Origin of the sequence: Microbispora siamensis (assembly GCF_016863095.1) — a bacterium.
Lineage (GTDB): Bacteria > Actinomycetota > Actinomycetes > Streptosporangiales > Streptosporangiaceae > Microbispora > Microbispora siamensis.
This window is the reverse complement of the sequence record NZ_BOOF01000060.1, coordinates 1-24,863: the sequence shown is the minus strand read 5'-3', so window position 1 is coordinate 24,863 and position 24,863 is coordinate 1. Positions and strand designations below refer to the sequence as shown.

The window sequence follows — 24,863 nt, the reverse complement described above, 5'->3', positions numbered from 1 at the left end:
CCGAATGGCGAACCGGTCTTGGACGCAGGCGACGTGCGGAGCCCAGAATGCCTGCATGATCTACCACACGATGATTGTCTCCTTCGACCAGCCGCTGCCCGACGCCGAGCTCGACCAGTACCTCGCGGATATCGAACAAGTCATGCTCGGCTCCGGTTTCGTGCAGTCGGTCGCGACCCGGCGCCACATTCCCGTCCCCGGCGAGGAGGACATTCCGGCCCTGATCGCGACCGCGATCGTGCGGGTGACCGTCGCCGATATCGACGCCCTCGCGAAGGCGTTCACCGCGCCGGGCATGCATGAGGTCATCCACCGCTGGCAGTCCCGGCACCCCTACAAGGTCGCCTGGGCGAACCACGAGACTCTGGCATAAGCGGCACTTCCCAAAAGGCGGGCCTGGTCACCGGGGCCGGCAGCGGGATCGGCCGTCAGAACGGCGCGGTCACAGGCCCGTACGTCGACCGCAACGGGACGGCGACGACCTCGGGAGCGGCAGATCCTGGCCGGGCACGGGAGCATCCATGGCCCCGGCCACCAGGCCGTCCTCACCGACGACGACGGTGGACATGGCCCTACGTCTACCGAACCCTGCCCCGGCCCGGGGGTGGCGTCCTCGCCGCCCCCGGGCCGATTCCTGCGGCATGAACACTTGACGACTCGGATGTTATCGATAACTCTTCTCTCCATCACCTGAGCCCTCCGGATACCCCGGAGGCATGTGGAGAACGAATGTGACCGATAACATCACCTACGCCCAACCCGTACGGGGCCACCGCCGGGTGGAGCGCCGCCTCGCGGCGCGGGCCCGCACCGTCGCCGAGGCGTACGCCCTGCTCGCGCCGAGCCTCGCCGGCTTCCTGCTCTTCCTCGTGGCGCCCATCTTCGGCGTCGCGGCGCTGAGCCTGTTCGACTGGAACCTGATGGGCGCGCCCTCGTTCGTCGGACTGGACAACTACCGCGAGCTCGCCGCCGACTCCGAGGTCTGGCGGGCCGTGCTCAACACGATCTACTACGTGGTGCTCAACATCCCGGCGCAGACGGTGCTGGCGCTGCTGCTGGCGCTGGCGCTGAACCGGCGGATGCGCGGCGGCAAGGTGCTCCGGGTGGTCTTCGTGCTGCCCTGGATGGCCATGCCGGTGGCACTCGGCATCATCTGGTCCTGGGTGTTCGACCCGAGATACGGCGCGGTCAACCAGCTGCTGGGCATGGTGGGGATCGACGGCCCGAACTGGCTCACCGACCCCGCGTGGGCCATGCCGGTGATCGCCTCGGTGAACGTCTGGCAGTACACGGGCTACACGATGCTGATCCTGCTGGCCGGGCTGCAGGCGATTCCGCACACGCTGTACGAGGCCGCGGCGATCGACGGCACCACGCCGGTGCAGCGGTTCTTCATGATCACCCTGCCGCTGCTGCGGCCGTCGCTGTTCTTCGTGCTGGTGACGAACACGATCGGGTCGTTCCAGATCTTCGACACGGTCTTCGTGATGACCCAGGGCGGTCCGGGCGGCGCCACCGACGTGCTGAACTTCCACATCTACCAGCAGGGGTTCCAGCTCTTCCGGTCCGGCTACGCCTCGGCGCTGGCGATGGTGCTGTTCGCCCTGATCCTGCTGGTCACCGCGGCGCAGTTCCTCTACTTCCGCAAGCGCACCGTCTACGACTTCTCCTGACGACCCCGATGAGAAGGACCCCGATGAGAAGGATCGGCCTGTATCTCGCGCTCTTCGCGGGCGCCGCGGTCTCGGTCGCGCCATACCTGATGACGTTGAACTCGGCGTTCAAGGAACCCGCGCAGGTGCTCACCACCCGCGCCTGGGAGCCCGCCTTCCCCGTCACGCTCGACAACTTCGCCCAGGTCTGGTCGGAGTACGACATGGCCGGCTTCCTGCTGCACTCGCTGGTCTACGCCGGGGTCGTCACCGCCGGGCAGGTCGTCTTCAGCACGATGGCCGCCTACGCCTTCGGCAGGATGTCGTTCCCCGGCCGCGACGTGCTGTTCTGGGGCTACCTCGCGACGATGATGGTGCCGCAGATCGTCACCCTGGTCCCGCTCTTCCTGATCATGCGGGAGTTCGGGCTGATCGACACCTATCTCGGGCTGATCCTGCCCACCGCGTTCGGCACGCCGTACGGGATCTTCCTGGTGCGGCAGTACTTCCGCACGATCCCGAAGGACCTGGAGTCGGCCGCGCGCATCGACGGCGCGGGCACGCTGACCGTGCTCGTCCGGGTGCTGCTCCCGCTGAGCCGCCCGATCCTGGCCACCCTCGCGACCATCACGTTCATCACGACCTGGAACACGCTGCTGTGGCCGCTGATCGTCACCAACGGCGACGCGACCCGGGTGGTCACGCTCGGCATCTCGGCCCTGAAGGGCCAGTACTCCTCCCAGTACCACCTGATCCTGGCGGCCGCCGCCCTCGCGCTGCTGCCGCTCATCGTGATCTTCCTGCTGTTCCAGCGGCACATCGTCCGTTCGATCGCCCTCACCGGGCTGAAGTAACCACCCCCCGTAGAGAGAAGGGCATACACCTATGTCCAGAAAAATCGCCTTATCTGCTGTCGCGGCGGCGGCCCTGCTGTCCCTCGCCGCGTGCGGCGGCGGAGGAGCCGACGACTCGGACTCGACCGGCGGCGCCGTCACCCTCCGGTACGCCATGTGGGACGAGGTGCAGAAGCCGCCGATCGAGCAGTCGATCCGGGAGTTCGAGAAGGCCCACCCCGGCATCAAGGTGCAGATCGAGCTGAACAACTGGAACGACTACTGGAGCAAGCTGCAGACCCAGCTCGCCGGCCGCTCGGCCCCCGACGTCTTCTGGGACCACGTCTCCTACTTCCCGAAGTTCAGCAAGGAGGGAGTGCTCACCGACCTGGCGCCGCTCATCGCCCAGGACAAGGTGGACACCTCGATCTACGACCCCAAGCTCGCCGAGGGCTGGAAGGTGGACGGCAAGGTCTACGGCCTGCCCAAGGACTGGGACACCATTGGGCTCTTCTACAGCACCAAGGCCCTGAAGGACGCCGGGCTCACCCCCGCCGACCTCGACGGCCTCACCTGGAACCCCGCCGACGGCGGAACCTTCGTCAAAACCCTGCAGAAGCTGACGGTCGACGAGAACGGCAAGCGCGCCGGCGAGCCGGGCTTCGACCCCAAGAAAATCAAGCAGTACGGCCTGGCCATGCAGGCGCCCACCGGCCAGCAGGACTGGTGGAACTTCGCCCTGCAGAACGGCTGCAAGCTCCAGGACAAGCCGTGGGGCCGGTGGACCATCGACCAGCCGGCCTGCGTGCAGGCAATCCAGTTCGTCCAGGACCTGCGGCTGAAGTATCACGTCGCGGTGCCCGCCACGGTCACCAACCCGCCCAACGGCCCGTCGCTCGACCAGGTCGTCGGGCGCGGGGAGGCGGCCACGGCGATGGACGGAAGCTGGATGCTGCGCGCCTTCGACACCGCGCTGCCGAACGGGGGCTTCGGCGTCGCCGACCTCCCCGCGGGCCCGGTCGGCAAGGGCAGCGTCTACAACGGCCTGACCGAGGCCGTCTACGCCGGCACCAAGCATCCGAAGGAAGCATGGGAGCTGCTCAAGTGGCTGATCTCCGAACGCCATCAGAAGGCCGTCGCCCAGGCGGGCGCCGTCTGGCCGGGGATCACCTCGCTCAACGACGTCTTCGCCGACGCGTGGAAGGCCAAGGGCGTCGACGTCACCGGCTTCAAGAAGGCCGCCGAGGGCACCACGATGGGCTACCCGCTGACCGAGGCGGCCGACGTCTACAACGTGAAGGCGCTCGACATCTTCAACCAGGTCTGGCTGGGTCAGCTGTCGCCGCAGGACGCCGCCCAGAAGATCACCACCGAGGCCAACGCCGCCATCAAGTAAGGTCAGACTCATGGAAGTTACCGGTCACATGCCTGCCCAGGACGCTCCCCGCGCACGGTCGGCGAGCATCTGGGACGTCGCCCGGGTGGCCGGTGTCTCCCAGCAGACCGTCAGCCGCGTCATCAACGGCAAGGCCCGGGTGAGCGAGGCGACCCGGGCCAGGGTCCTCCAGGTCATCGCCGAGCTCGGCTACCGGCCCAACCGGCTGGCCCAGGCGCTGGCCGGAGGGCCCGTCCGCTCGGTCACCGTCCTCACCTCCGACACCGCCCTGTACGGCGCCGCAGCCACGCTGCGCGGCATGGAGGAGGCGGCCAGGACGGCCGGGTTCTCCGTGGGCATCAGCGTGCTGGAGCGGACCTCCGGCCAGGCGGACATCGCCCTGCGGCTGAACCGGCCCGGGGAGGCGGTCATGGTGATCGCCTTCGACGACGCGGGGGTGCGCGCGCTGCGGGCGCTGCCCGCGGACGTCCCGGTCGCGGCCGCCGTCGAGCGACGGCCCGACGACGGGCCGGACGACCCCTGGCAGGTCTGGCTGGACGACCGGGCGGCGGCCGCGCACGCGACCCGCTACCTGCTGGGCCTGGGGCATCGCACCGTCCACTACGTGGCCATCCCCTCCTCCACCAGCGCGCTGCCGCAGCGCACCCAGGGCTGGCAGGACGCGCTGCGTGCCGCCGGCCGCCCGGTGCCCGAGCCGCTGCCCGGCGGCTGGAGCCCTCGATCCGGCTACCTCGCCGTACGCTCCCTGCTCGCGGACCGCTCGGTCACCGCGGTCCTGTGCGGCAACGACGACCTGGCGCTGGGTGTCATGCGGGCCGCCCGCGAGGCCGGGCGGGACATCCCCGGCGACCTCAGCGTGGTCGGCTTCGACGACTCCCCGCCCTCCGCCTACCTCAACCCCTCGCTCACCACCGTGCGGCTCGACTTCGAGGGCCTCGGCCGGGCCTGCTTCGGCCTGCTGCACCGCAGGCTGGACCCGCAGAACGCCCCCGCCGTCCCGGCCTGGAGCGAGCCCGAACTCATCGTGCGGGAGAGCAGCGGCCCCGCTCCCGCCTGACCTCCCGCGTCTCCACGGCCCTCCGCCGCGCCATGCGGCGGAGGGGTCCGGCATGCCATGCCGCCTTCTCCTTCGCCGTCGAAAGGCTGAGATGATCCACCACGACTCCGAACACCGCCTGTGGGTGCTGTCCGGGCCGTCCTCCTCCTACGTACTGCACCTCGACGAGGCCGACCGGCCGCGCGTCCTGCACTGGGGACCCCGGCTCACCCCCGAGCAGGCGGCCTCGCTGCTGCTCCGGCTGCCGAGGCCCGGCTTCCGGCCGGTCGAGGACCCGCTGGAGGGCTCCTTCGACCTGGTCGCGACCGGGGGCCTGTGCTACGGGCAGGCCGGCCTGCAGGTGCGCTTCGCCGACGGCACCCGCGACCTGGAGCTCGTCTTCACCGGGCAACGCCGCACCGATCGGGAGCTGGTGCTGGCGTACGCCGACCGTCACTACCCGCTGGCCGTGGAGTGCCACTACCGCCTGTACGGCGACGTGATCGAGCGCCACCTGGTCCTGTGCAACGAGGGCGAGCCCGTCACCGTCGTACGGGCGGACTCCGCCACCTGGGTCCTCCCCCGCCTGGACGGCTACCGGCTCAGCTCCGTACGCGGCCAGTGGGGCGCCGAGACCCGGCTGCACCGCGCCGAGCTGCCGTACGGCGAGACCGTACTGACCAGCCGCAGGGGTGTGACCAGCCACCAGGCCAACCCCTGGGCGATGGTCGACGACGGCACGGCGGGCGAGGAGCACGGCGCGGTCTACTCCTGCGCGCTGGCCTGGAGCGGGAGCTGGCGGCTCACCGCGCAGCGGCTGCCCACGGAGCGCGTGACGCTGTCGGCCGGGGCCGGGCACGACCCCGTGACCTGGGAGCTGGGCACCGGCGAGGAGCTGGTCACGCCGGTGTGCGCGGGCCTGTACACCGAAGGCGGCTTCGGCGCCGCCAGCCGCGCCTGGCACGACCACCAGCTACGGCACGTGCTGCCGCACCCCGGCGAGATCCGGCCCGTGCTCTACAACTCCTGGGAGGCCACCGGCTTCGACGTCTCCCTCGACGGGCAGATCCGGCTGGCGGAGTCGGCCGCCCGGATGGGCGTGGAGCTGTTCGTGGTGGACGACGGCTGGTTCGGCGCCCGCACGCACGACGCCGCCGGGCTGGGCGACTGGTATCCCAGCCCGCACCGGTTCCCCGACGGGCTCGGCCCGCTGATCGACCGGGTGCACGAGCTGGGCATGCGGTTCGGGCTGTGGGTGGAGCCGGAGATGGTCAACCCCGACAGCGACCTCTACCGCGCCCACCCGGACTGGGTGATCCACCGGCCGCACCGGACGCGCACCGAGCACCGCAACCAGCTCGTGCTCGACCTGTCCCGGCCCGAGGTCGGGGACTGGCTCTACCGGACGCTGGACGAGTTGCTGTCCAAGAACGCCATCGACTTCCTGAAGTGGGACATGAACCGGCCCTTCACCGAGGCCGGCCCGGACGATCGGCTGTGGCTGGGCCACGTCCACACCCTGTACGACGTGCTCGACCGCCTCCGCGCCGCCCACCCCCACGTGCGGATCGAGTCGTGCAGCAGCGGCGGCGGCCGGGTGGACCTCGGAATCCTGCGGCGTACCGACCAGGTGTGGACCTCCGACAACACCGACGCCCTCGACCGGCTGGACATCCAGCACGGATTCTCCCAGCTCTACCCGGCCCGGGTGATGGGCGCGTGGGTCACCGACAGCCCCAACCCCTACACCGGCCGGGAGATCCCGCTCGACTTCCGCTTCCACGTGGCCATGGCCGGGGTGCTCGCCATCGGCGGGGCCCTGACCGAGTGGAGCCGGGCCGACCTGGACCGGGCGGCCGAGCTGGTCGCCGACTACAAGCGGATCCGGCCGCTGGTCCAGCACGGCCGGCAGTACCGCCTGCGGCCGCCGGACGGCGAGCTGTCGGCCGTGCAGTACCTCGCCTCCGACGGTAGGGAGGCCGCTGTACTCGTCTACCGCCGCGCCCGCCGGTTCGGGCACGCCGATCCCGGCATTCCGCTGCGCGCCCTCGACCCGGACGCGCGCTACCGCGACACGGCCACGGGTGAGGTCCACCACGGGGCCGTCCTGCTCACCCACGGCCTGTTCCCCGATCTGGCGCCCGGCGACTACGCCAGCGCCCTGGTCCACCTGGTCCGGGAATAGGCGCGCGGGAACAGGCCGAGAGGAGGCCCGCCGGGCGCCGGCGGGCCTCCTTCATTCATGTCATCCCGCCGTCAGGACCAGGCGGTAGGCGCCGTTGGCGTCCTGGTTGGCGATCGGGATCGTGACGCTGCCGTTGGTGACGGTGTAGGCGTTCGACCACACCCGGGTCGCGGCCTGCACGTTCGTCTTGCGTCCCGAGCCCGGGACGTACTCGAGGGTCGCCGTGACCGAGGAGCCCAGCCCGCCGATTCCGTCGACGCGGATCGTGTTGTTGCCGGCCTGGCCGCCGAAGACCAGGCTGAACGTCCTGCCGTCGTAGGCGGCCACGCCGTCGTTGTACGTGGTCGGGGTGACCTTGACGACGTTGCCGGTCTGGTCGGCGTACCACTTGTACATCCAGTACGACGCCGTCGGCTGGCCGTTGTACAGCAGGCCGTTGAGCGTGCCGGCCTCGTACCAGAACGCCCGCTCGGCGTCGCGCACGCCCTCGCGCTCGAACTGCGCGACGTAGTGGTTGACGCTGCTCGGCACGTCGATCTCGCCGGTCGTGGCGTACTCGTTGATGGAGATGGGCCGCGGCGAGATGCCCAGCTCGCGCTCCAGCGCCCGGTAGGCCCGGACGTTGGCGGTGACCTGCTGCCATCCGCTCAGCTCGTGCCACGACACGACCTGCGGCAGCGTGTTCGTCGCCTTGGCGTTGGTCAGGAAGGACCGCATCGCGTTCACGTTCCAGTACGAGTAGCTCGGCCCCATGATGGCCTTGTTCGGCTCGCTCTGCCGGATCCGCTGGTAGGTGCGCACCCACCCGTCGTTGAAGGAGACGCCCGACGCCGACGGCCAGGTCCAGTCCGGTTCGTTCCACGGCTCCCAGGCGTCGATGTTGCTGACGCCCGCCGACTTGGCCGCCGCGATCATCTTGTCGATCCGGCTGTACCAGTCGTTCCAGTTGGTCCAGTTGTAGGGGAAGCCGTCGAAGCTGTCGGCCATGTCGACGGTGATCACGGCGCCGATGGCGGCGGCGTTGCGCCAGATGTTCAGCGTGTCGCCGATCGGGACCGGGGAGCCGTTCGGCCGGTGCTCGTGCAGCGGCGGCGGCTGCCGGAGCTGGTGCAGCTTCAGCGGCTGCATGACCGACACCGGCGGGGTGTTCGCGTCGGACAGGCCGTACAGCGTTCCCGACCCGACGCGGGTGACCGGCCGCACGACGCTGCTCGCGTCGACCACGAGGGCGCTGCCGCCGCCGGTCGTGGTGCTCCACTTCTGGTTGCTCTGCCCGTTGCACGTCCACAGGATGACGGCGGTGCCGTTGGCGGTGCCGGCATGGTCCACATCGAGGCACAGGCCCGACTGCGTCCCCGTGATCGACCCGTCGGAGTTCTGCCGCCACTTCTGGTTGGCCTGTCCGTTGCAGGACCAGATGATCACCTGGGTGCCGGGCGAGGTCTGGTTGTTGTACGCGTCCACGCAGCGGGTGCCGTTCAGGGTGCGCAGTTCGCCGGCCGAGGTGAACTCGAAGCCCTGGTTGGCCTGGCCGTTGCAGTCCCAGATGTCCAGGGTGGTGCCGAGCGTGTCGACGTTGCCCTTCACGTCCAGGCAGCGGCCGGAGGCGGTGCCCACCAGCGGCGCGGGGGCCGCGGAGGCCGGCGCCGTCCAGGTGAGCGCGGTGGCCGCCAGGGTGGCGAGCGCCGTGAACAGGCCCAGGGCGACGGCGCCCGGCGAACGCCGCCGCCCGGCCGCCGGGCGAACGGGTAAGTCGTGCATCGTTCTTCTCCTCGTCGGGGGGTGGTAGGGCCGGAGTGTGCGGAAGCGGCACTCCCGCCGGTAGGGGGGTCGCGGGATCCGCGACGATGTGAGTTATCGGTAACATGAGGATCTAGAACCTGCCGCCGACGATGTCAAGCGGTGGTCGCGGATCGGCCGAACGAAGGGAAGTCGTCTTATCGGTCCGATCGCTGGTCAGCGCCTGTTCCCAGGCAGGAAGAAAGGCCGGGCGGACGTGAAAGATTCACGCCCGCCCGGCATGCTCCTTGACGACTAGAGGTGATAGCGGTAACACTCCCCCAGTCCGTATCTCATGCGGGCTATCCCAGAACCTCCCGTCGCCCACCGACGCCCCGCTGCGCGACCCACACCTGGCCACGTTCCTGGGCTGAACGGCCCTGGTTCCGTTGTTTGTCGTAGGCGGCATAGAGGCCTTCGGTCACGTTCAGTGAACCCGCCGCCAGTGCTCGGCGAAGTTCTTCATGTTCTGACAAGGATGAGACCTTTATCCACGTCTTGCGTTGCTTTCATCGGTTCACGCACAAAGCTCGCTTCTGTTAACGCTATCTTTCGCTGGCGCTGGAGGTTAGGGTCTGCATTCAAGACCCGGACACCTGCGACATATAGCCCCATCCCCCCAGCTCACACCGCCCCCCACATCTCACAGCGAGGTGAACCTTTGTCTGTGCTGCCCTCGTCCCCTCGGAGCCCCGCCCGGAACGGCGTCGTGCCCCACGTGTCAGCGACCGGATCGAGGAGGATCGATTGAGAGTGCGACAGCCAAGGTCACGTCACAGGCTGAGTCGCAAGGGTAGAGGTGTCGCGGGCCTGGTACTGGGTGCGCTTCTCTCGGTCTCGCTCGCAGCGACGCCCTCGCACGCTGCCGAGGACAAGCTGAACGAGGGCCTGGTGCACCACTTCGCCCTCGACGAGACCAGTGGGACGACGCTGGTCAACTCGGGTAGTGCGGGCTCGGCGGCGAACGCCACGCTCGTGCATCCGGAGAAGGCGACCTTGACCGGCGATGGAGTCAGGTTCAACCCCGGCTCCTACGAGAGCGCCCTCGACGGTGCGTACGTGGCGCTGCCGAAAAACATCACCACCGGCATGTCGAACCTCACGGTCGACTATGACGTGTGGATCGACCCGGCGAACGTCGGCGAGCACCAGATGTGGAGCTTCGGCGCGAAGTCCGGCTCGTGCGACGCCGACACCGGCGCCCAGGGCTCCATCTTCGCGTCGAACACCCAGCGGTTCCGCATCGCGGTGGGTTCGGCGAACCTCCAACAGAACCGGGTCCGCATGCCCGAGGGAGCATGGACGCACGTCACCTACACCCAGTCACTGAACGCGAACGGGACGAGCTGGACCGGCAGGCTTTACCTCGACGGCGTGCTGCACGCGACGTCAACGAACCTGACCACGCCGCCGTCGGTGAACGCTGCGGGGACCAACTGCAACTTTCTCGCTCGCTCGCAGACGTCGGGCCACTACTCGTTCCGCGGAACGATCCGGGACTTCCGGGTCTACGACCGGGCAGTGAGCCCCGACGAGACACTCGCCCTGGCGGCAAGGACCGTCTCCAATGGCGTTCACGCCGACGCCGACGCCATCGACCTCGGCCTGACCAATGCGATCGTACGCGACATCGTTCTGCCCAAGGTGGGCTCCGTGGCGGGCTCGACCATCACGTGGACGAGTTCGGACCCGTCAGTCGTCCAGGTCTACACCCCGCCGACCCTCCCCAGCGCACGCAAGGTCCCGGTGACCGGCAAGATCACCCGACCCGCGCAGGGGCAGCCCGACGCGACAGCCACGCTCACGGCGACTGTCCGCAAGGGCGCCCAAGAGGTCACCACACGGGAGATCCCCATCGTGGTGAAGGCCGAGTTCGGCAACGCGCAGGCGGTCGACCGTGACACGTCCGACCTGACCCTGCACGCCACCGACCACGTGCGCGGAAACATCAACCTCCCTGCCACCGGCGAGTTCGGATCCACGATCACCTGGAAGTCGACCACCGACCTCGTCACCCCGACGGGTAAGGTGAGCCGCCCGCCCTTCGGCCGTGCGGACGTCGACGCCGTCCTGACGGCGACCGTCACCAAGGGTTCGGCCTCGAAGACGAAGTCGTTCCCGGTGACCATCACCGCCATGCCCCGTTCCGAGGAGTACGAGCGGTACTTCATGGGGTACTTCAAGGGCGAGGGGATCGCCGACGGCGAGCAGATCATGTTCGCGACGTCCAACGGAAACACCGCTCTGGACTGGACCGGTCTGACCGGAGGCCGGCCGTCGCTCATCTCCCAGCTGGGCGACCAGGGCCTTCGTGACCCGCACATCGTCCGCTCACCCGACGGCGACACGTTCTACATGATCGCCACCGACCTGAACTGGTACGACCAGGGCGGATACGCCATCAACGACACCCAGTACATCGAGGTGTTCGAGTCGCACGACCTCGTGCACTGGACTCCTCAGCGGCACGTGAAGGTCGCGCCCGACAACGCGGGCAACGCCTTCGCACCCGAGTCGCTGTGGGTCAAGGAGATCGGCGCCTACGCCGTGTTCTGGGCACAGTCGCTGTGGAACGACCCCGTGAACCGCACCGGTCAAGGAAACGCGCAGATGTGGTACACCACGACGCGCGACTTCCAGACGTTCTCCGGTCCCAAGGTCTGGCAGAACCCGGCCCCTCTGTCGCGGATCGACACGACCGCGATCCGGGTCGGCGACTACTACTACCGCGTGACCAAGAACGAGGCCGGCAACCAGGGCTCGGACATCTTCTCGGAGAAGCACACCGACTTCCTGGACAGCAACATCGACAACTGGACGTTGGTCGCTCCGGCTCTGGGGCGCACGACGTGGGTCGCCAACCAGGGGTACGAGGGGCCGATCATCTTCAAGGCCAACCCTGGTGACACCTCCTGCCCCGGCCAGTTCTACCTCTGGGGTGACCGATACACGAACGGTGGTGGATACCAGGCCGCGTGCCACGACAACATCGAGGCTCCGACCTGGAACGCCAAGGCGATCACGATGACCAACGCGGGCGTCGCCCGTCCGCGTCACGGCACCGTGATCCCGATCACCCTCCGCGAGTGGAACGACATCCGCCGGATCCCGAACAGCGACGTCACGACCACCACTGAGGTGGCTGTCGAGCCGTACGCGAGCGAGGCCCAGACGACTACGGTCACCGCCACGGTCAAGGCAGCCGACGGGTTCGAGACCGGCGGTCAGGTGCGGTTCAGCATCGGCTCGTGGTCGAAGCTCGCGTACCTGAAGGACGGCGCGGCCACGGTCACGCTGCCGGCGGCTCTGCCTGCGGGTACCCGGACGGTCAAGGCCGAGTACCTCGGCTTCGACTACCTGAAGGCGTCGGAAGGTGCGGCGTCATTCGAGGTGCCCTCCGGCCCGGACGCCGTCAAGGTCCATGCGAAGACCGCGCCGGCGTCGGTCGTCCGCGGGGACACGTTCAAGCTGCACGTGACCGTCGGGCCGGCGGGCGGGCAGAAGAAGAACGCTCCGACTCCGACCGGCGAGGTCACCGTCACCTTCGGCGGCACCGTGCAGGTCGTGTCACTGGCGGACGGCGAGGCCGTCGTCACACTGCAGACTGCCGATCTGCAGCGCGGGGCGTACACGGTCCACGTCGCATACTCCGGCAACCCGACCTACCAGCCCTACGCCGCCGACTACCAGAAGTTGACGGTGCGGTAGCCGGCAGGTGGCGGACCGGCGAGCTCATCCTCGCCGGCCCGCCACGAGCGGCCTGGGAGGGCCGGCGAGCTCAGCGCCTCGACGGCGCCCGGCGGGAGCGTCGGGACCAAAGCACGCCGGGGCCGGGCGCCCGGAGGACGCCCGGCCCGCGACGTCGGCCTGTCGGCCTTATCCGACGCGCTTCCAGGGGCCGTTCGGGTCGCCTGGTGTCTGGTTACGGGTCCACCACTTCGCCTGGTAGACGACGCCCTGGTATTCCGCCCGGTCGCCGGCGACGAAGATCCGTGACGGGGTCCACACGGCGGTGCCGTCCGCCGTGGTCACGATCTGCTGCCAGGGCCCGTACGGATCGCCGGGGGTCTGGTTCTTCGTCCACCACGAGGCGCGCCAGACGGATCCGTGGTAGGACACCTGGTCACCGGTGTCGTAGACCGTGGCGGCGGCCCAGGCCGGGGGGTTGTCGATGACGATGGAGACGGTCTGCTCGGTGGTCAGCCCGTTCGCGCCGACCGCGTCGATCTTGAGCTGGTAGGTGCCGTTCGGATAGGCGGTGGTGTCGACGACGAGGTTGGGGTGAAGCCCGTCGTTGTGGCTGCCGGGCGCCTTGGTGTTGTCGGTCAGCCAGACGCCGCCGCGGTTGAGTTCGATGTAGGTGTAGGACACGTCGGACGCCGTGCCGCCGAGGTCGACGGTGAAGGTCGGGGTGCCGGAGACGGTGGCGCCGTCGGCCACCGAGACGCCCTTGATCGTCGGGTAGGGCTCGAGGGCCCAGAAATGGTCGGGGACGGCGGCCTCGCCTGTCGCGGGTGCCGGGCTGGCGACGAGGGTCGCGTTGCGCCCGTTGCCCGACGAGTCCGCGACGGCCGTGCCTCCGGTCTCGTCGAACGTGTAGCGCAGGACGTCGCCCGCGCCGGCCTGCCCGGTCGCGAGGGCGGACACCTCGGACGCGGTCAGCGCGCGGCTGTAGACGTTGAAGTCGTCGACCGCGGCGGCCAGGTACGGGTCCCCCGAGTACTGCGAGCGGCCGATCCAGTTCTGGGTGGTGCTGCCGAGGCTGGACGGATGCAGGGTCAGGTTGGTGTTGGTGCCCGCGACCTGGCCGTTGACGTAGAGGGTGCCGGTGGTGCCGGACACGGTCACCGTCACCAGCGACCAGGTGTTGAGCGGGAGCGTCGTGGTGGAGCTGATCTGCTGCTCCCCGCCGGCGCCGCTGGTCGTGATGGCGAAGCGGAGCCCGGTGTTCTTGTTGAGCGTCAGGAACATGTAGTTCGACGCGCCGGTGCCGAAGTCGAACACCCGCGACCACGTCGTGTTCTTGGCCGGGTTGACCCACGTCGAGACCGTGAAGTCGCCCGTGACGCCGCTCACCGCGCCTCGCGGGACGTTCACGTACTGGTTGGCTCCGGACAGCGCGACGGCCTTGCCGAGTTTGCCGGTCACCCGGGTGCCGCCGATACCGGAGGACGTGACGGTGGTGTCACTCCACTGCACGACCTGGGCGCCCGGGTCCTTGCTCATGCCGTCGACGGCGAGCACGAGACCGGTGTCGTAGTTCACGAGCTGGTTGTGGCCCTTCCCGTCGGGGACGACCTGCCAGAGCTGGGCGTTGCCGCCGGTGTCGGTCTCCACGACAGCGGACGCACCGTTGCCTGACGAGGCGTCCTTCACCCCGAGCACCAATCCGCTGGCCGCGTTGACCACCTTGTACAGGCCGGAGCCGGTGGAGACCAGCTTCCATTTCTGTGTGGCGCCGCCCGCGGCGGTGGCCTGGTTCACGAGGGTCCCGGCCGACGTCCCCGCATCGTGGGTGTCGAGCGCGAGCCCGCTGTTGAGATTGGTGATCCGATACGTGTTCTCGAGGCCGGTCGCCGTACCGGCGCCGCTGATCACCAGGTGGTAGGCGTCGGCGGAGCTCATCGCCACCGGCACGGTGATGGAGCCCTCGGTCACCTGGTAGACGGTGTCGGAGATGGTGATCGGGCCGGCGACGGGGTTGGTGCGCCCGTACGACGGGGTGTACTCGAGCTTCGCGTGGACGGTGCCGCCCAGGTCGAGCTTGTCCAGTCCGTCGACCTTGACGGCGGTGGCGCCGCTGCCGCCGCCGAAGACCACGCTGACCTGCTTCTTGTCGGTGGGCACGGCGGCGGCGCCGTCGAGGCCGGTGGTGGCGTTGGGCGGGGTGGTCACGACCATGTCCCCGCTCATGTCGGCGTACCACTTGTAGAGCCAGTAGGCGCCGTTCGGGCTTCCGCCGGTGCCGGTCAGCAGGTCGCCGAGCGCGCCATAGCCGTTCCAGAACGCGAGCTCGGCGTCGTGGATGCCGTATCGCTCGAACTTCGCGATGTACCCCACCAGGGAGCCGGGGATGCCGACCTCGGAGGGCGCCGCGTACTCCTCGATCGAGATCGGGCGGGGGCTGATGCCGAGGTCCTTCATGATGGCGTTGACCTTGGCGAGGTCACTCACGATCTTGCCCGAGTTGATCAGTTCGTGCCAGGCGATGATGTCGGGGACCGTGTCGGTCTCGACCGCGTTCTTCAGGAACTTCTCCATGTCGGTGATGTTGTCGGAGAAGCTCGGGCCCTGGATCGGCGTGGTCGGGTCGAGCGATCGCACCTGACGGAAGGTCTTCGTCCAGAAGTCCTCGTAGGTGCCGTTGGACGAGAGCCAGGTGTTGTCCGACTCGTTCCACAGCGCGTACGCCGCCATGTTCGTCGCGCCGGACGCCTGGACGGCCTTGACCTGCTGCTCCACCACGCCCGGCCAGGTGTCCCAGCTGAACTTGTACGGCCAGCCGGCGTAGTAGTCCGACAGGCGGTTCACGACCTTCGCGCCCGCTCTGGCCGCCTTGTCGGCGACCACCAGCACGTCGCCCTTCGCCTGCTGCTTGCCGCCCACGGCCATCTGGACGAACGTGTTCGGCTTGATGGCCTTGACCAGGGCGTCGGAGGGCGTCGCGTCGTCGGCGAGGCCGTACAGGGACCCCGTCGCGACATGCGTGACCGGGCGGAAGGGCTGGTCGGCTTTCACCACGAGCGTGGCCGCGGGGGCCGCCGCGGCGGACGCGGGCGAGGCGGACAGGGCCGCTCCCGTGGCCGCGATCGTGAGCGCGGCCACCGCCAGGACCGCCGCGTGGTGGGATGCGCCCTGATACCGGCGCAGGCCGAGGCGCGAGGCCGATGCCCTCCCCGGAGGCGATGCCGTTCGAGACATGCGTGGTGCTCCTTTGAGTTCGTGAACGAGGGGACGCTCACATTTGGTTGTGCGTCGTCTCGAAGGGGTCCCGGTCCGTGCCGATGCGCTGTGTTAGCGTTAACATAGGAGCGCGTCCGGGGGTGGTGGCGTCCTCTGCCGATGTGGGCGCTTCCTTCGAAAGGGCGAGGACGGCGGCGGGCCGCCCTGGAGTGCCCTGACGCGTGGTGCCGACAGGGGCGACGGACGATCCGTCGCCCCTGTCTAGTCCTTGACGGCGCCGGCGGTGACCCCGGCGGCGACGTAGCGCTGGGCGATGACGAGCAGCACGGTCGCCGGGATCGAGGCGACGACCGCGGTCGCCATGATGGCGTTCCACTGCTGGTTGTTGTTGCCGATGTAGTGGTAGATGCCGAGCGTGATCGGCTGGCGGCCGCCGCCCTGGTCGAGCGTGCTGGCGAAGACGAAGTCCGACCACGCCCACAGGAAGGCGAACAGCGACACGGTGATGACCGAGTTGCGGCTGACCGGCAGCACGACCGACCAGAATGTGCGCACCGCGCCCGCGCCGTCCACCCGGGCCGCCTGCATCAGTTCCTCGGGGATGCCGGACATGAACGCGGTGAAGATCAGCACCGCGAACGGCACCGCCAGCGTGGAGTCGGCCACGATCAGCCCCGGCACGGTGTTCAGCACACCGGTGCTGAGGTAGATCGCGTAGAAGCCCATCGCCATGATCACGCCGGGGATCATCTGGGCGATCAGCAGTACGAAGCTCAGCACGCCGCCGCCGCGCGGGCGCAGCTTGGCCAGCGAGTACGCCGCGGGCGCCGCGATCACCAGCGTGAGGGCCACGGTGCCCAGCCCCACCACGAGGCTGGTGGCGAGGTAGGGCCCCTGCTGCTCCAGCACCGCGCGGTAGCCCTCCAGCGTCCCGTGCACCGGGAACCAGTACGGCGGCGACTTGCGCATGTCCTGGTCGCGGGTGAACGAGACGTTGATCATCCAGTAGACGGGGAACAGCATGAACGCGGTGAAGACCACGCCAAGGCCGGTCCGCCACCAGGTGCGCCGGGTCGCCCTCATGCCGCCGCCCCCTGCCTTCGCTGTGCGCGGATGTAGACGAGTCCGAAGACCAGCGCGATCACGATCAGCAGGTTGCCCACCGCCGCGCCGGGCCCGAAGGAGGGCAGCAGGTTGCCGAAGCCCAGCCGGTACGACCACGTGGCCAGCGTCGTGGACGCGTCGCTCGGCCCGCCCTTCGTCATGATCCAGATGATGTCGAACACCTTCAGCGTGTAGACCAGCCCGAGCAGCAGCGTGATCGCCGATACCGGCCGCAGCAGCGGGAACGTCACCCGCCAGAACCGCTGCCAGCCGCTCGCGCCGTCCAGGGCCGCCGCCTCGTGGATGTGGGACGGGATCGCCTGCAGGCCGCTGTAGAGCACGACCAGGTTGAACGGGATCCCGATCCAGATGTTGGCGATGGTCACCGACCACAGCGACCAGTCCGGGGACGTCAGCCAGTTGACCGGGTCGATCCCCAGCGCCGCGAGCACCGCGTTGACCACGCCCGACTCGCTGTTGAGCATCCACGACCACGTCGAGGACGACACGATCAGCGGCAGCAGCCACGGCACCAGGAACAGCGCGCGCAACGTCGTCGACAGCCGGAAGTTCCGGCTGAAGAACACCGCGAGCGCGAGCCCGATGGAGAACTGGAAGGCCAGCGACACCACCGTGAACACGATGGTGTGCCACAGCGCCGGCCCGAACGTGGCGTCCGCGAACACCTTCGCGTAGTTGGCGAACCCCGTGAACGGCGCGTCCCCCTGCACGAACGACCGCACCGTGTAGTTCCGCAGGCTGAGGTCGACGTTCCGGTACAGCGGATAGACGTAGAACGCGAGCAGGTAGACCACCACCGGCACGAGGAACGCCCATGCCGCCCACTGTCCCGATCGCCGTGCGGGTGCGCGGCGGCCCGCGGCCCGTGGCACCGGGGCCTGTTCGCGCCGGCGCTCCCCCGTCGGCGGGGCCGGCGTCTGTGTTGCGTGTTTCATGCTTTCCTTCGACCCGTCGGACAACCGGATGCGGGCCCGGAGACGATATCCCGGGCCCGCGCGACGCTACTGGACGGCGCTCGCCGCCGTCGCCTGGGCGGCCGTCAGCGCCTCCTGCGGCGGCTGCGACCCGCTCAGCGCGGCCTGCATCGCCTTCCACATGGGCTCGGAGATCTTCGGGTATTTCGTGCCGAGGTTGTCGCTGGTGCGGCCCTTGGCCGCCTTGACCGCCTCCACCCAGACCTTCAGCTCGGCGTTCTGCTCGACCTGCTTGGTCTGCACCTCCTCGGTCGGCGCGATGTACGACAGCGTGGTGTCGGTGGTGAGGGAGTTGCCGGTGCTGGCCAGGCACGTCACCAGCTTCTGCGTGGCGACGTAGCGGGCGGCGTCCTTCTGCACGGGAATGGTGACGAACTCGCCGCCGGTCGGGGCGGGGGCGGTGCCGCCGTCCTTGCCGGGGATCGGGATGATGCCGTAGTCGAAGCCGGTCTTCTTGGCGTTGGCGAGCTGCCAGGTGCCGTTCTCGCCGAAGGCGAAGTCACCGGTCGCGAACTCCTGCCAGCTCGTGGTCTGGGTGTTGTTGATGACCGAGGTCGGGGCGTAGCCCTTCTTCACCCAGTCGGTCCAGAGCGACAGCGCCGCCACGCCCTGCGGGGAGTCGAGCTTCGTGAGGTTCGCGCCGGAGCCCCAGAACCAGGGCAGGAACTGGAAGCTGCCCTCCTCGGTGCCGATGGCGGAGAAGGTGATGCCCTTCTTGCCCGCGGCCTTCACCTTCTCCAGCGCCGCGGTCAGCGACGCCCAGTCCTTGATGCCGTCCGCGTCGACTCCGGCCTTCTTCAGCACCTCCTTGTTGTAGTACAGGGCGAGGGTGTTGGCCCCGATCGGGATGCCGTACGTCTTGCCGCCGAGCTGACCCGCCGCGAGCAGGTTCGGCGAGACGGCCGAGGTGTCGATCTTCGTCTCGTCGGTCGAGGTCAGCACCCCCGCCTCGGCCAGCGTCGAGACCACCGGGTTGTCCACGATCAGCACGTCCGGCGAGTTGCCCTGCTGCGCCGCCAGCAGCGCCTTGTTGGTGAGGTCTGTGGTGTCGTAGCCGGTCCGCTTGACGGTCACCCCGGCCTGCGTCCCGCACTGCGTGAGCAGCTTCACCCAGTCGGAGGAGTCGTCGAACTGCGGGTAGGGATCCCAGATCGTGTAGGTCCCGCCCCCGGCGGCCTGGCCCGCGCCCGCCGACGCGGCACCGCCGTCGCCGCCGGACGACCCGGAACACGCGGTGAGGCCGCCCGCGATGGCGAGAGCCGCCAGGCCCAGACCGGCGGCGCGCCGGCCCCTGTCGAGGCTATCCATGTCGTTGTTTCCTTTCAGTGACCCTGCTCGGTGGACCGGCGCGGCTCAGGTGAGCTGGATGTAGTCCAGCTCGGCGTAGCCGGTGCCGCCGGCGAAGTTGGGGGACCCCTTGGCCAGGCGGATCACGTTGTAGCCCGCCTGCAGGTTGACGCTCGTGCTGACCGTGGCGCCGAACTGGCCCCAAGCGGCCGTGGGCGGATAGCTGACGGTCGTCCAGGCGCCGCCGTTGTACGCCAGCCCCTGCGTGGCGGTCGCCCCGGTGGCGTTGGCGTAGCCGATGGTCATCGTGTACGTCCGGGCCGTGGGCACGTTCACGACGAAGTCGACGTAGCTGTCCGTGCTGTGCGTGCTCGTGTTGTTGTCGATGCGCCCGACGTAGCCGCCCTCGGACGCGCTGGAGCTCGTCAGCCGCTGGGCGCGGAAGACGGACGCGTTCTCCGCCTCGTAACGCTGCTGGTAGGACGGCACGCCGCTCACCGGCTGGATCACCAGGTTGTACGCGCTGGTGGCCGACATGTTCGGCACCGAGACGCTGATCTCCCCGTTGCTCACGGCGTACGTGCTCGTCGAGATGGTCGTGGGCGCGGTCACGGCGGTGAAGCGGCCGTTCGCGGGGGTCGACTGCAGGGTCACCCGGACCGAGGAGCCCAGCGCGCCGATGCCCGTGACGCGGACCGTGTTGGTGCCCGACTCGTTGCCGAAGACCACGTTGACGATCTTGCGCGTGGAGTCGTAGGAGGCGAAGCCGTCCAGCCCGGTCTGGGTGGCCGGGGTGGTGGTGACCATGCGGCCGGCCATGTCGCCGTACCACTTGTACAGCCACCAGGTGCCGGTGGGCTGGCTGTTGTTGACGACAAGCCCGTTCATGGTGCCGTATTCGTACCAGAACGCCCGGTGCGCCATCTCGACGCCGCCGCGCTCGAACTTGGCCACGTAGCTGGCGATCCGGCCGGGGACGTCCACCTCGCTCGTCGCGGCGTACTCGTTGATGGCGATGCGCCGGGGGCTGATGCCGAGCGAGCTTTCCAGGGCGCGGTAGTCGGCGATGTGCGCGGCGATGCCGCTGGGGTCGCCGCCCAACTCGTGCCAGCAGATGACGTCGGGCAGCGTGCCCGCGGCCTTGGCGCTGCTCAGGAAGGACGACAACCAGGAGTGGTTGTAGTAGGAGATGCTCGGGCCGACGATCGGCGTCGTGGTGTCCAGTGCCCGCACGGCCCGGTAGGTGCGCGTCCAGCCGTCGTTGAAGGACCCGGCCGCCGAGGTGTTCCACGTCCCGTCGGGCTCGTTCCACAGCTCCCAGCCGATGACGTTGGTCACCGTGGTCGCGTTGAGGCGGGCGCGGACCATCGTGTCCACCTTGGCCAGCCAGTCGTTCCAGCTCACCCACTTGTACGGGAAATTCGGATAGATGTCCGGCATCCGGATGAACTCCCCGGCCCCGACGCGGGTGGCCTGCGGGGCCACGAGCAGGGAGTCGCCTCCCGGGGGCTGGCCGTTGGGCTTCTGCCCCACGCCGGGGGCGGGCTGCGTCAGCGAGTTGACCTTCAGCGGCAGCAGCGTGGAGTCGGCCGGGCGGCCGTTTTCCGCCAGGCCGTACAGGCCGCCCGCGGCGACGTGGGTGACGGGCCGGAAGGGCTGGGCGACGTTCACCGTGAGGGTGGCGCCCGCCGCCTCGGCGGGGCTCAGCGGGACGAGTGCCGCGGTCAGTGACACGGCCAGCGCGGGCAGCAGGGTCGTGCCTCGGGGTCTGCGCATGAACTACCTCGCTCTTTCTGTGCTCAGGTGGGGGGAGAGCAGGAGGTGGAGCGGGACCGTCCCTCCCCGAGCCGGCGACGCCGTGGACGGTCCCCATGCGGGCGGACCGGACCTCTACGGATCCGGCCCGCCGCGGTCATCCGGCAGCGGCGACCGGGATCCAGACCCGCATCGGGCCCTCGCTCCGGTTGCCCCACAGGAAGTACGGCACCGCCGTGAGCGTGAGCGGCGTGCCCGTCCGCTCCCGCCTGGCTCCGGCGGTGTACAGCGAGTCGCCGGCGTGGGCGACCAGCCCACCGGCGGTGATCACGACCGGGATGTCCGGCAGGTCCTCCCGGCGGGCCGCCGTCGCTTCGGCGCCGGGGTCCAGCCGCACGTCTTCCAGGACCGTGCCGGGCGGCAGGTCGGCCTGCTCCAGGCAGTACACGAGCGGGCCGCGCGTCAGGGCGACGCATCCGCGCACGGCGTCGACCCGCGGATGGGCGGTCACCTGCCGGACGGGCATGTCGAGGTCGAGGACCACGGTCGTGCCCGGCGTCCAGACGCGGGTGAGCCGCACGTAGCCGTCCCGCGCGGGCACCCGCACCGGTTCGCCGCCGACGCTCACCGTGTAGGTGTCACACCAGGCCGGCACGCGCAGCGCGAGCGTCCACGCCTGACCGTCCCCGCCGGCTTCGGCGACCTCCAGTTCGATGCGGCCCTGCCAGGGGTAGGCCGTGCGCATCTCCACGCGGCGCCCCCCGGGGGCGGTGAGGGAGGCGTCGCCGTACAGGTGGATCTGCAGGCCGCCGTCGTCGGCCGTCGCCAGGTAGCCGGGCAGCGAGGCCATGAGCCGGGCGATGTTCGGCGGGCAGCAGGCGCACGAATACCAGGGCAGCCGGCGCGACGCCGCCTCCTCGCCCGAGCTGGCGTGCCCCGTACGCAGCTGCAGGGGGTTGGAGTAGAAGAAGTGCCTGCCGTCGGACGACACGGCGGCGGCGACCGCGTTGTACAGCACCCGCTCCATCTCGTCGGCGTAGCGGGCACGGCCGGTCGCCAGCAGCAGCCGCCAGTTCCACTGGAAGCTCGCGATGGCCGCGCACGTCTCGCCGTAGGCCCGGTCGGACGGCAGCTCGTACGGGTCGCCGTACGCCTCCTCGCGGTGGCGCGAGCCGTGGGCGCCGGTGACGTAGGTCCGCGAGCGGAAGGCGTCGGCCCACAGCCGCTCCGCCGCGTCGAGCAGCGCCAGGTCACCGGTCTCCACGGCCACGTCCACCATCCCGGCCAGCAGGTACAACTGGCGCACGGCGTGCCCGGTCACCTCCCGCACCTCGCGTACGGGCTGGTGGTCCTGGTAGTAGCGGGGGCCGAACCGGCCGTGGCCGAGCAGGCCGCGTCCGCGCAGGTCGAGGAAGCGCTGGGCGAGGTCCAGGTAGGGCCGATGGCCGGTCAGCCGGTACAGCTCGGCGAGCGCGGTCTCGACCTCGGGGTGCCCGCAGACCTCCTCCACTCCGTCCGGGCCGAACCGTTCGACCAGCAGGTCGGCGAACCGCCGGGCGACCGGCAGCAGGTCGGGGCTCACCCCGGTGCGGGCCGCGGCCACCGCCGCCTGGAAGAGGTGGCCCGCGCAGTACAGCTCGTGGCTCCAGTCGGGCTTGGCCCACCGCTCCTGCGGCGCGACGACGGTGAAGTAGGAGTTGAGGTAGCCGTCCTCCCGCTGGGCGCGGGCGAGCAGCGCGGTCGTGTCGTCGACGAACGACCGCAGGCCGTCGTCCTCGGGCGAGGTCGCGAGCTGCCACGCCGCCGCCTCCAGCGTCTTGTGGACGTCGGAGTCGGCGAACCACATGCCGACGAACTCGTCCTCGGACTCCCCCGCGGCGGCGCGGAGATTGCCGATGTTGCCGGCGGTGTGGAGGTTGTCCACGCAGTGCGGCAGCGTGTCCTCGGCGTTGCGCCGCCGCCACCGCCCGAGCAGGCCCTCCGCCCTTAACCGGGCCTGGCCGAGGCCGAGCGGCCGCAGCGCGGACAGGGCCGCCGGGGTCGGGACTACGGGCCCGGCCGCCTCCTGGAGGCCGGGCGCGGCCGGGACGGTGTCTGACAGCTTCTGCTGGGTCATTCCTGATCTCTCGTGTCGTGACGCGGGACCGTGCGAGATTCCGCCGGGACGTCCTTCAGAAGGAAAATTAGGAAAACGGTTGCCGGAAAGCTACCAACGCTGTCCTGGGTCGTCAATAGCAGGTTTCACTGGTGTTACCGGAGGGAACCGGCGCCGCAACGGTCCGGCGATAGAGTGAATGCAGGCAACGCCATCGGAAAGTGGAGGAAACGTGGGAAAGCTGGAGCGTCACGCCACGATCGCCGACGTCGCGGCACTGGCCGGGGTGTCGGTGGGCACGGCCTCCAAGGCGCTCAACGGACGCGGATCGCTGCGGGAGGAGACCCGCATGCGCGTCCGGGAGGCCGCACGGCAGCTCAGCTTCGAGGCGAACGCCGGTGCCCGCAGCCTGCACTCGGGCCGCACCTACACGGTCGGGATGATCACGACGGACACCATCGGCCGGTTCAGCATCCCCGTCCTGATCGGCGCGGAGGACGCGCTGGGCGCCGGGGAGATGTCGGTCTTCCTCTGTGACGGGCGGGACGACCCGATCCGCGAGCAGTACTACGTCAGGACGCTCCTCAGCCGCCGGGTCGACGGGATCATCGTGACCGGCCGGCGGACCGAGGCACGCGCGCCCATCGCCGCGGACCTGCCCGTGCCGGTGGTGTACGCCTTCATCAGCTCGGCCGACCCCGGCGACTGCTCGGTGGTCCCGGACGAGGCGGGCGGCGCCCGCAAGGCGGTCGAGCACCTGCTGGCCGTCGGCCGCACCCGGATCGCGCACGTCACGGGCCCCGAGCATCACAACTCCGCCCGGGTTCGCGCGGCGGCGGCGCTGGAGCGGCTGGCGGAGGAGGGGCTCGAACCGGCCGCGTCGCCGCTGTTCGGCGGCTGGAGCGAGGCGTGGGGACGCCAGGCCGTCGGCATCCTGCTGGCCGGGCGGGCGGAGTTCGACGCGGTCTTCTGCGGCAGCGACCAGATCGCCCGGGGCGTGTGCGACGCGCTGCGCGCCGCCGGCCGCCGGGTTCCGCAGGACGTCGCCCTCGTCGGCTTCGACAACTGGGACGTCATGACCGAGGGCTGCCAGCCGCCGCTGACGAGCGTCGACATGAACCTCGAAGGCCTGGGCCGCTCCGCGGCCGAGATGCTCCTGGCCGCCATCAACGGCTCCCCCTCACCCGGCCGGCACGCCCTGCCCTGCCACCTCGTCGTCCGCGAGTCGAGCGCGGTCCCGCTCCCGTAAGACTCTCTTTTTGGGAGACGCAGCGCCGCCCCGCCGTACGCGGCGGGGTGGCCAGCGCGAATGTTAGCGCTCCCATCACAGACGTCAAAAACTGGCTGGGGCGCGCTCCGGGCGAGGATTTTCATCTGACTCGGCCTGTCTGGCGAAAAGTTACGATCTCGACGAGATTTGCGTGGCGCTCTGGCGTACGGACGCACACAGAGGTGTGATTGCCCCGGCCTGATCCCCCACAGGCATTCGAGAAGGGGTCGCACAACGTTGAGAACTCCACATCGTGGCATCGTCGTCGCGGTCACCGCGGCGGCGGCGCTGCTCCCCGCGACGCCGTCCGTCCTGGCCTCCACCTCCACGGCCGGCCCGCGGGTCTCCTGCACGGCGACGCTGTCGGCGCCCACCCGCGAGGCGGCCTTCGGCGAGGCGGCCAAGGCGACGGGCGTACCGGAACCGCTGCTGAAGGCCGTGGCGTACATGCTGTCCCGCTGGGACGACCACCAGGGCAAGCCGAGCTCCGACGGCGGCTACGGCGTGTTCGACCTGAGCGACCGAGCGCCTGAGGCATGGGACGGCGCGGACAAGGGACGAGCGACCGGGGCC

15 protein-coding genes and 1 pseudogene are annotated in these 24,863 nt (G+C 69.7%); 9 read left to right on the top strand and 7 right to left on the bottom strand.

From position 1 onward, the window contains the following. Positions 1-55: 55 nt before the first annotated feature. The 6 genes from Msi02_RS37870 to Msi02_RS37845 all read left to right on the top strand — a co-directional run bounded on the left by Msi02_RS37870 (position 56) and on the right by Msi02_RS37845 (position 7,102). Positions 56-373: a hypothetical protein gene (locus tag Msi02_RS37870; RefSeq protein WP_204052591.1), complete on the top strand. Its 318-nt coding sequence runs from the start codon at positions 56-58 to the stop codon at positions 371-373. Positions 374-731: 358 nt separating this feature from the next. Next, positions 732-1,673: a carbohydrate ABC transporter permease gene (locus Msi02_RS37865; protein WP_204052590.1), complete on the top strand. Its 942-nt coding sequence runs from the start codon at positions 732-734 to the stop codon at positions 1,671-1,673. 23 nt (positions 1,674-1,696) lie between these two features. After that, positions 1,697-2,506 carry a carbohydrate ABC transporter permease gene (locus tag Msi02_RS37860; RefSeq protein WP_204052589.1) on the top strand — a complete coding sequence of 270 codons (810 nt, stop codon included), beginning with the start codon at positions 1,697-1,699 and terminating at the stop codon, positions 2,504-2,506. A gap of 31 nt (positions 2,507-2,537) precedes the next feature. Next, on the top strand, positions 2,538-3,881 hold the full coding sequence (locus tag Msi02_RS37855) for an ABC transporter substrate-binding protein (RefSeq protein WP_204052588.1): 1,344 nt from the start codon (positions 2,538-2,540) through the stop codon (positions 3,879-3,881). A 10-nt stretch (positions 3,882-3,891) separates the two neighbouring features. Further along, positions 3,892-4,938: a LacI family DNA-binding transcriptional regulator gene (locus tag Msi02_RS37850; protein ID WP_204052587.1), complete on the top strand. Its 1,047-nt coding sequence runs from the start codon at positions 3,892-3,894 to the stop codon at positions 4,936-4,938. A 91-nt stretch (positions 4,939-5,029) separates the two neighbouring features. Then, the gene (locus tag Msi02_RS37845) at positions 5,030-7,102 is read left to right on the top strand and encodes an alpha-galactosidase (RefSeq protein ID WP_204052586.1); all 2,073 of its coding nucleotides are present in this window, start codon (positions 5,030-5,032) and stop codon (positions 7,100-7,102) included. 60 nt (positions 7,103-7,162) lie between these two features. On the opposite strand, the gene Msi02_RS37840 is transcribed toward Msi02_RS37845, so the two are convergent. Beyond that, complete coding sequence (locus Msi02_RS37840) at positions 7,163-8,863, bottom strand: lectin (RefSeq protein WP_204052585.1); 1,701 nt, start codon at positions 8,861-8,863, stop codon at positions 7,163-7,165. A 909-nt stretch (positions 8,864-9,772) separates the two neighbouring features. Here Msi02_RS37840 and Msi02_RS37835 point away from each other — a divergent pair. Next, positions 9,773-12,589, top strand: a complete 2,817-nt coding sequence (locus Msi02_RS37835) for an immunoglobulin-like domain-containing protein (protein ID WP_204052584.1) — start codon at positions 9,773-9,775, stop codon at positions 12,587-12,589. Positions 12,590-12,757: 168 nt separating this feature from the next. Here the strand turns inward: Msi02_RS37835 and Msi02_RS37830 are convergent, their stop codons facing one another. The 6 genes from Msi02_RS37830 to Msi02_RS37805 form a co-directional block, all read right to left on the bottom strand. Further along, positions 12,758-15,802, bottom strand: coding sequence for a LamG-like jellyroll fold domain-containing protein (locus tag Msi02_RS37830; RefSeq protein ID WP_204052583.1), 3,045 nt, complete (start codon positions 15,800-15,802; stop codon positions 12,758-12,760). A gap of 243 nt (positions 15,803-16,045) precedes the next feature. After that, complete coding sequence (locus Msi02_RS37825; RefSeq protein ID WP_079318423.1) at positions 16,046-16,867, bottom strand: carbohydrate ABC transporter permease; 822 nt, start codon at positions 16,865-16,867, stop codon at positions 16,046-16,048. Beyond that, positions 16,864-17,844 (bottom strand): carbohydrate ABC transporter permease, encoded by a 981-nt coding sequence (locus Msi02_RS37820; protein ID WP_204052582.1) that lies wholly within the window; start codon positions 17,842-17,844, stop codon positions 16,864-16,866. The genes Msi02_RS37825 and Msi02_RS37820 overlap by 4 nt, the downstream gene beginning before the upstream one ends. A 66-nt stretch (positions 17,845-17,910) precedes the next feature. Beyond that, positions 17,911-19,191 carry a sugar ABC transporter substrate-binding protein gene (locus Msi02_RS37815; protein WP_204052581.1) on the bottom strand — a complete coding sequence of 427 codons (1,281 nt, stop codon included), beginning with the start codon at positions 19,189-19,191 and terminating at the stop codon, positions 17,911-17,913. Between the two features lie 45 nt (positions 19,192-19,236). After that, entirely contained in the window at positions 19,237-20,946 is a 1,710-nt protein-coding gene (locus tag Msi02_RS37810; protein WP_204052580.1) for a carbohydrate-binding protein, read from the bottom strand. Between the two features lie 136 nt (positions 20,947-21,082). After that, a complete protein-coding gene (locus Msi02_RS37805) occupies positions 21,083-23,041 on the bottom strand; it encodes a glycoside hydrolase family 127 protein (protein WP_204052579.1) in 1,959 nt (652 codons plus the stop codon). A 211-nt stretch (positions 23,042-23,252) separates the two neighbouring features. Here Msi02_RS37805 and Msi02_RS37800 point away from each other — a divergent pair, with 211 nt between their 5' ends. Then, on the top strand, positions 23,253-24,269 hold the full coding sequence (locus Msi02_RS37800) for a LacI family DNA-binding transcriptional regulator (protein ID WP_239109127.1): 1,017 nt from the start codon (positions 23,253-23,255) through the stop codon (positions 24,267-24,269). Between the two features lie 258 nt (positions 24,270-24,527). After that, positions 24,528-24,863 (top strand): annotated as a pseudogene (locus Msi02_RS37795) (hypothetical protein); the annotation flags it as partial.

Coding starts and splice junctions, on each gene's coding strand:
- Msi02_RS37870 (WP_204052591.1), top strand. CDS start 56: ATGATCTACCACACGATGATTGTCTCCTTCGACCAGCCGCTGCCCGAC.
- Msi02_RS37860 (WP_204052589.1), top strand. CDS start 1,697: ATGAGAAGGATCGGCCTGTATCTCGCGCTCTTCGCGGGCGCCGCGGTC.
- Msi02_RS37855 (WP_204052588.1), top strand. CDS start 2,538: ATGTCCAGAAAAATCGCCTTATCTGCTGTCGCGGCGGCGGCCCTGCTG.
- Msi02_RS37850 (WP_204052587.1), top strand. CDS start 3,892: ATGGAAGTTACCGGTCACATGCCTGCCCAGGACGCTCCCCGCGCACGG.
- Msi02_RS37845 (WP_204052586.1), top strand. CDS start 5,030: ATGATCCACCACGACTCCGAACACCGCCTGTGGGTGCTGTCCGGGCCG.
- Msi02_RS37840 (WP_204052585.1), bottom strand. CDS start 8,863: ATGCACGACTTACCCGTTCGCCCGGCGGCCGGGCGGCGGCGTTCGCCG.
- Msi02_RS37830 (WP_204052583.1), bottom strand. CDS start 15,802: ATGTCTCGAACGGCATCGCCTCCGGGGAGGGCATCGGCCTCGCGCCTC.
- Msi02_RS37825 (WP_079318423.1), bottom strand. CDS start 16,867: ATGAGGGCGACCCGGCGCACCTGGTGGCGGACCGGCCTTGGCGTGGTC.
- Msi02_RS37820 (WP_204052582.1), bottom strand. CDS start 17,844: ATGAAACACGCAACACAGACGCCGGCCCCGCCGACGGGGGAGCGCCGG.
- Msi02_RS37815 (WP_204052581.1), bottom strand. CDS start 19,191: ATGGATAGCCTCGACAGGGGCCGGCGCGCCGCCGGTCTGGGCCTGGCG.
- Msi02_RS37810 (WP_204052580.1), bottom strand. CDS start 20,946: ATGCGCAGACCCCGAGGCACGACCCTGCTGCCCGCGCTGGCCGTGTCA.
- Msi02_RS37805 (WP_204052579.1), bottom strand. CDS start 23,041: ATGACCCAGCAGAAGCTGTCAGACACCGTCCCGGCCGCGCCCGGCCTC.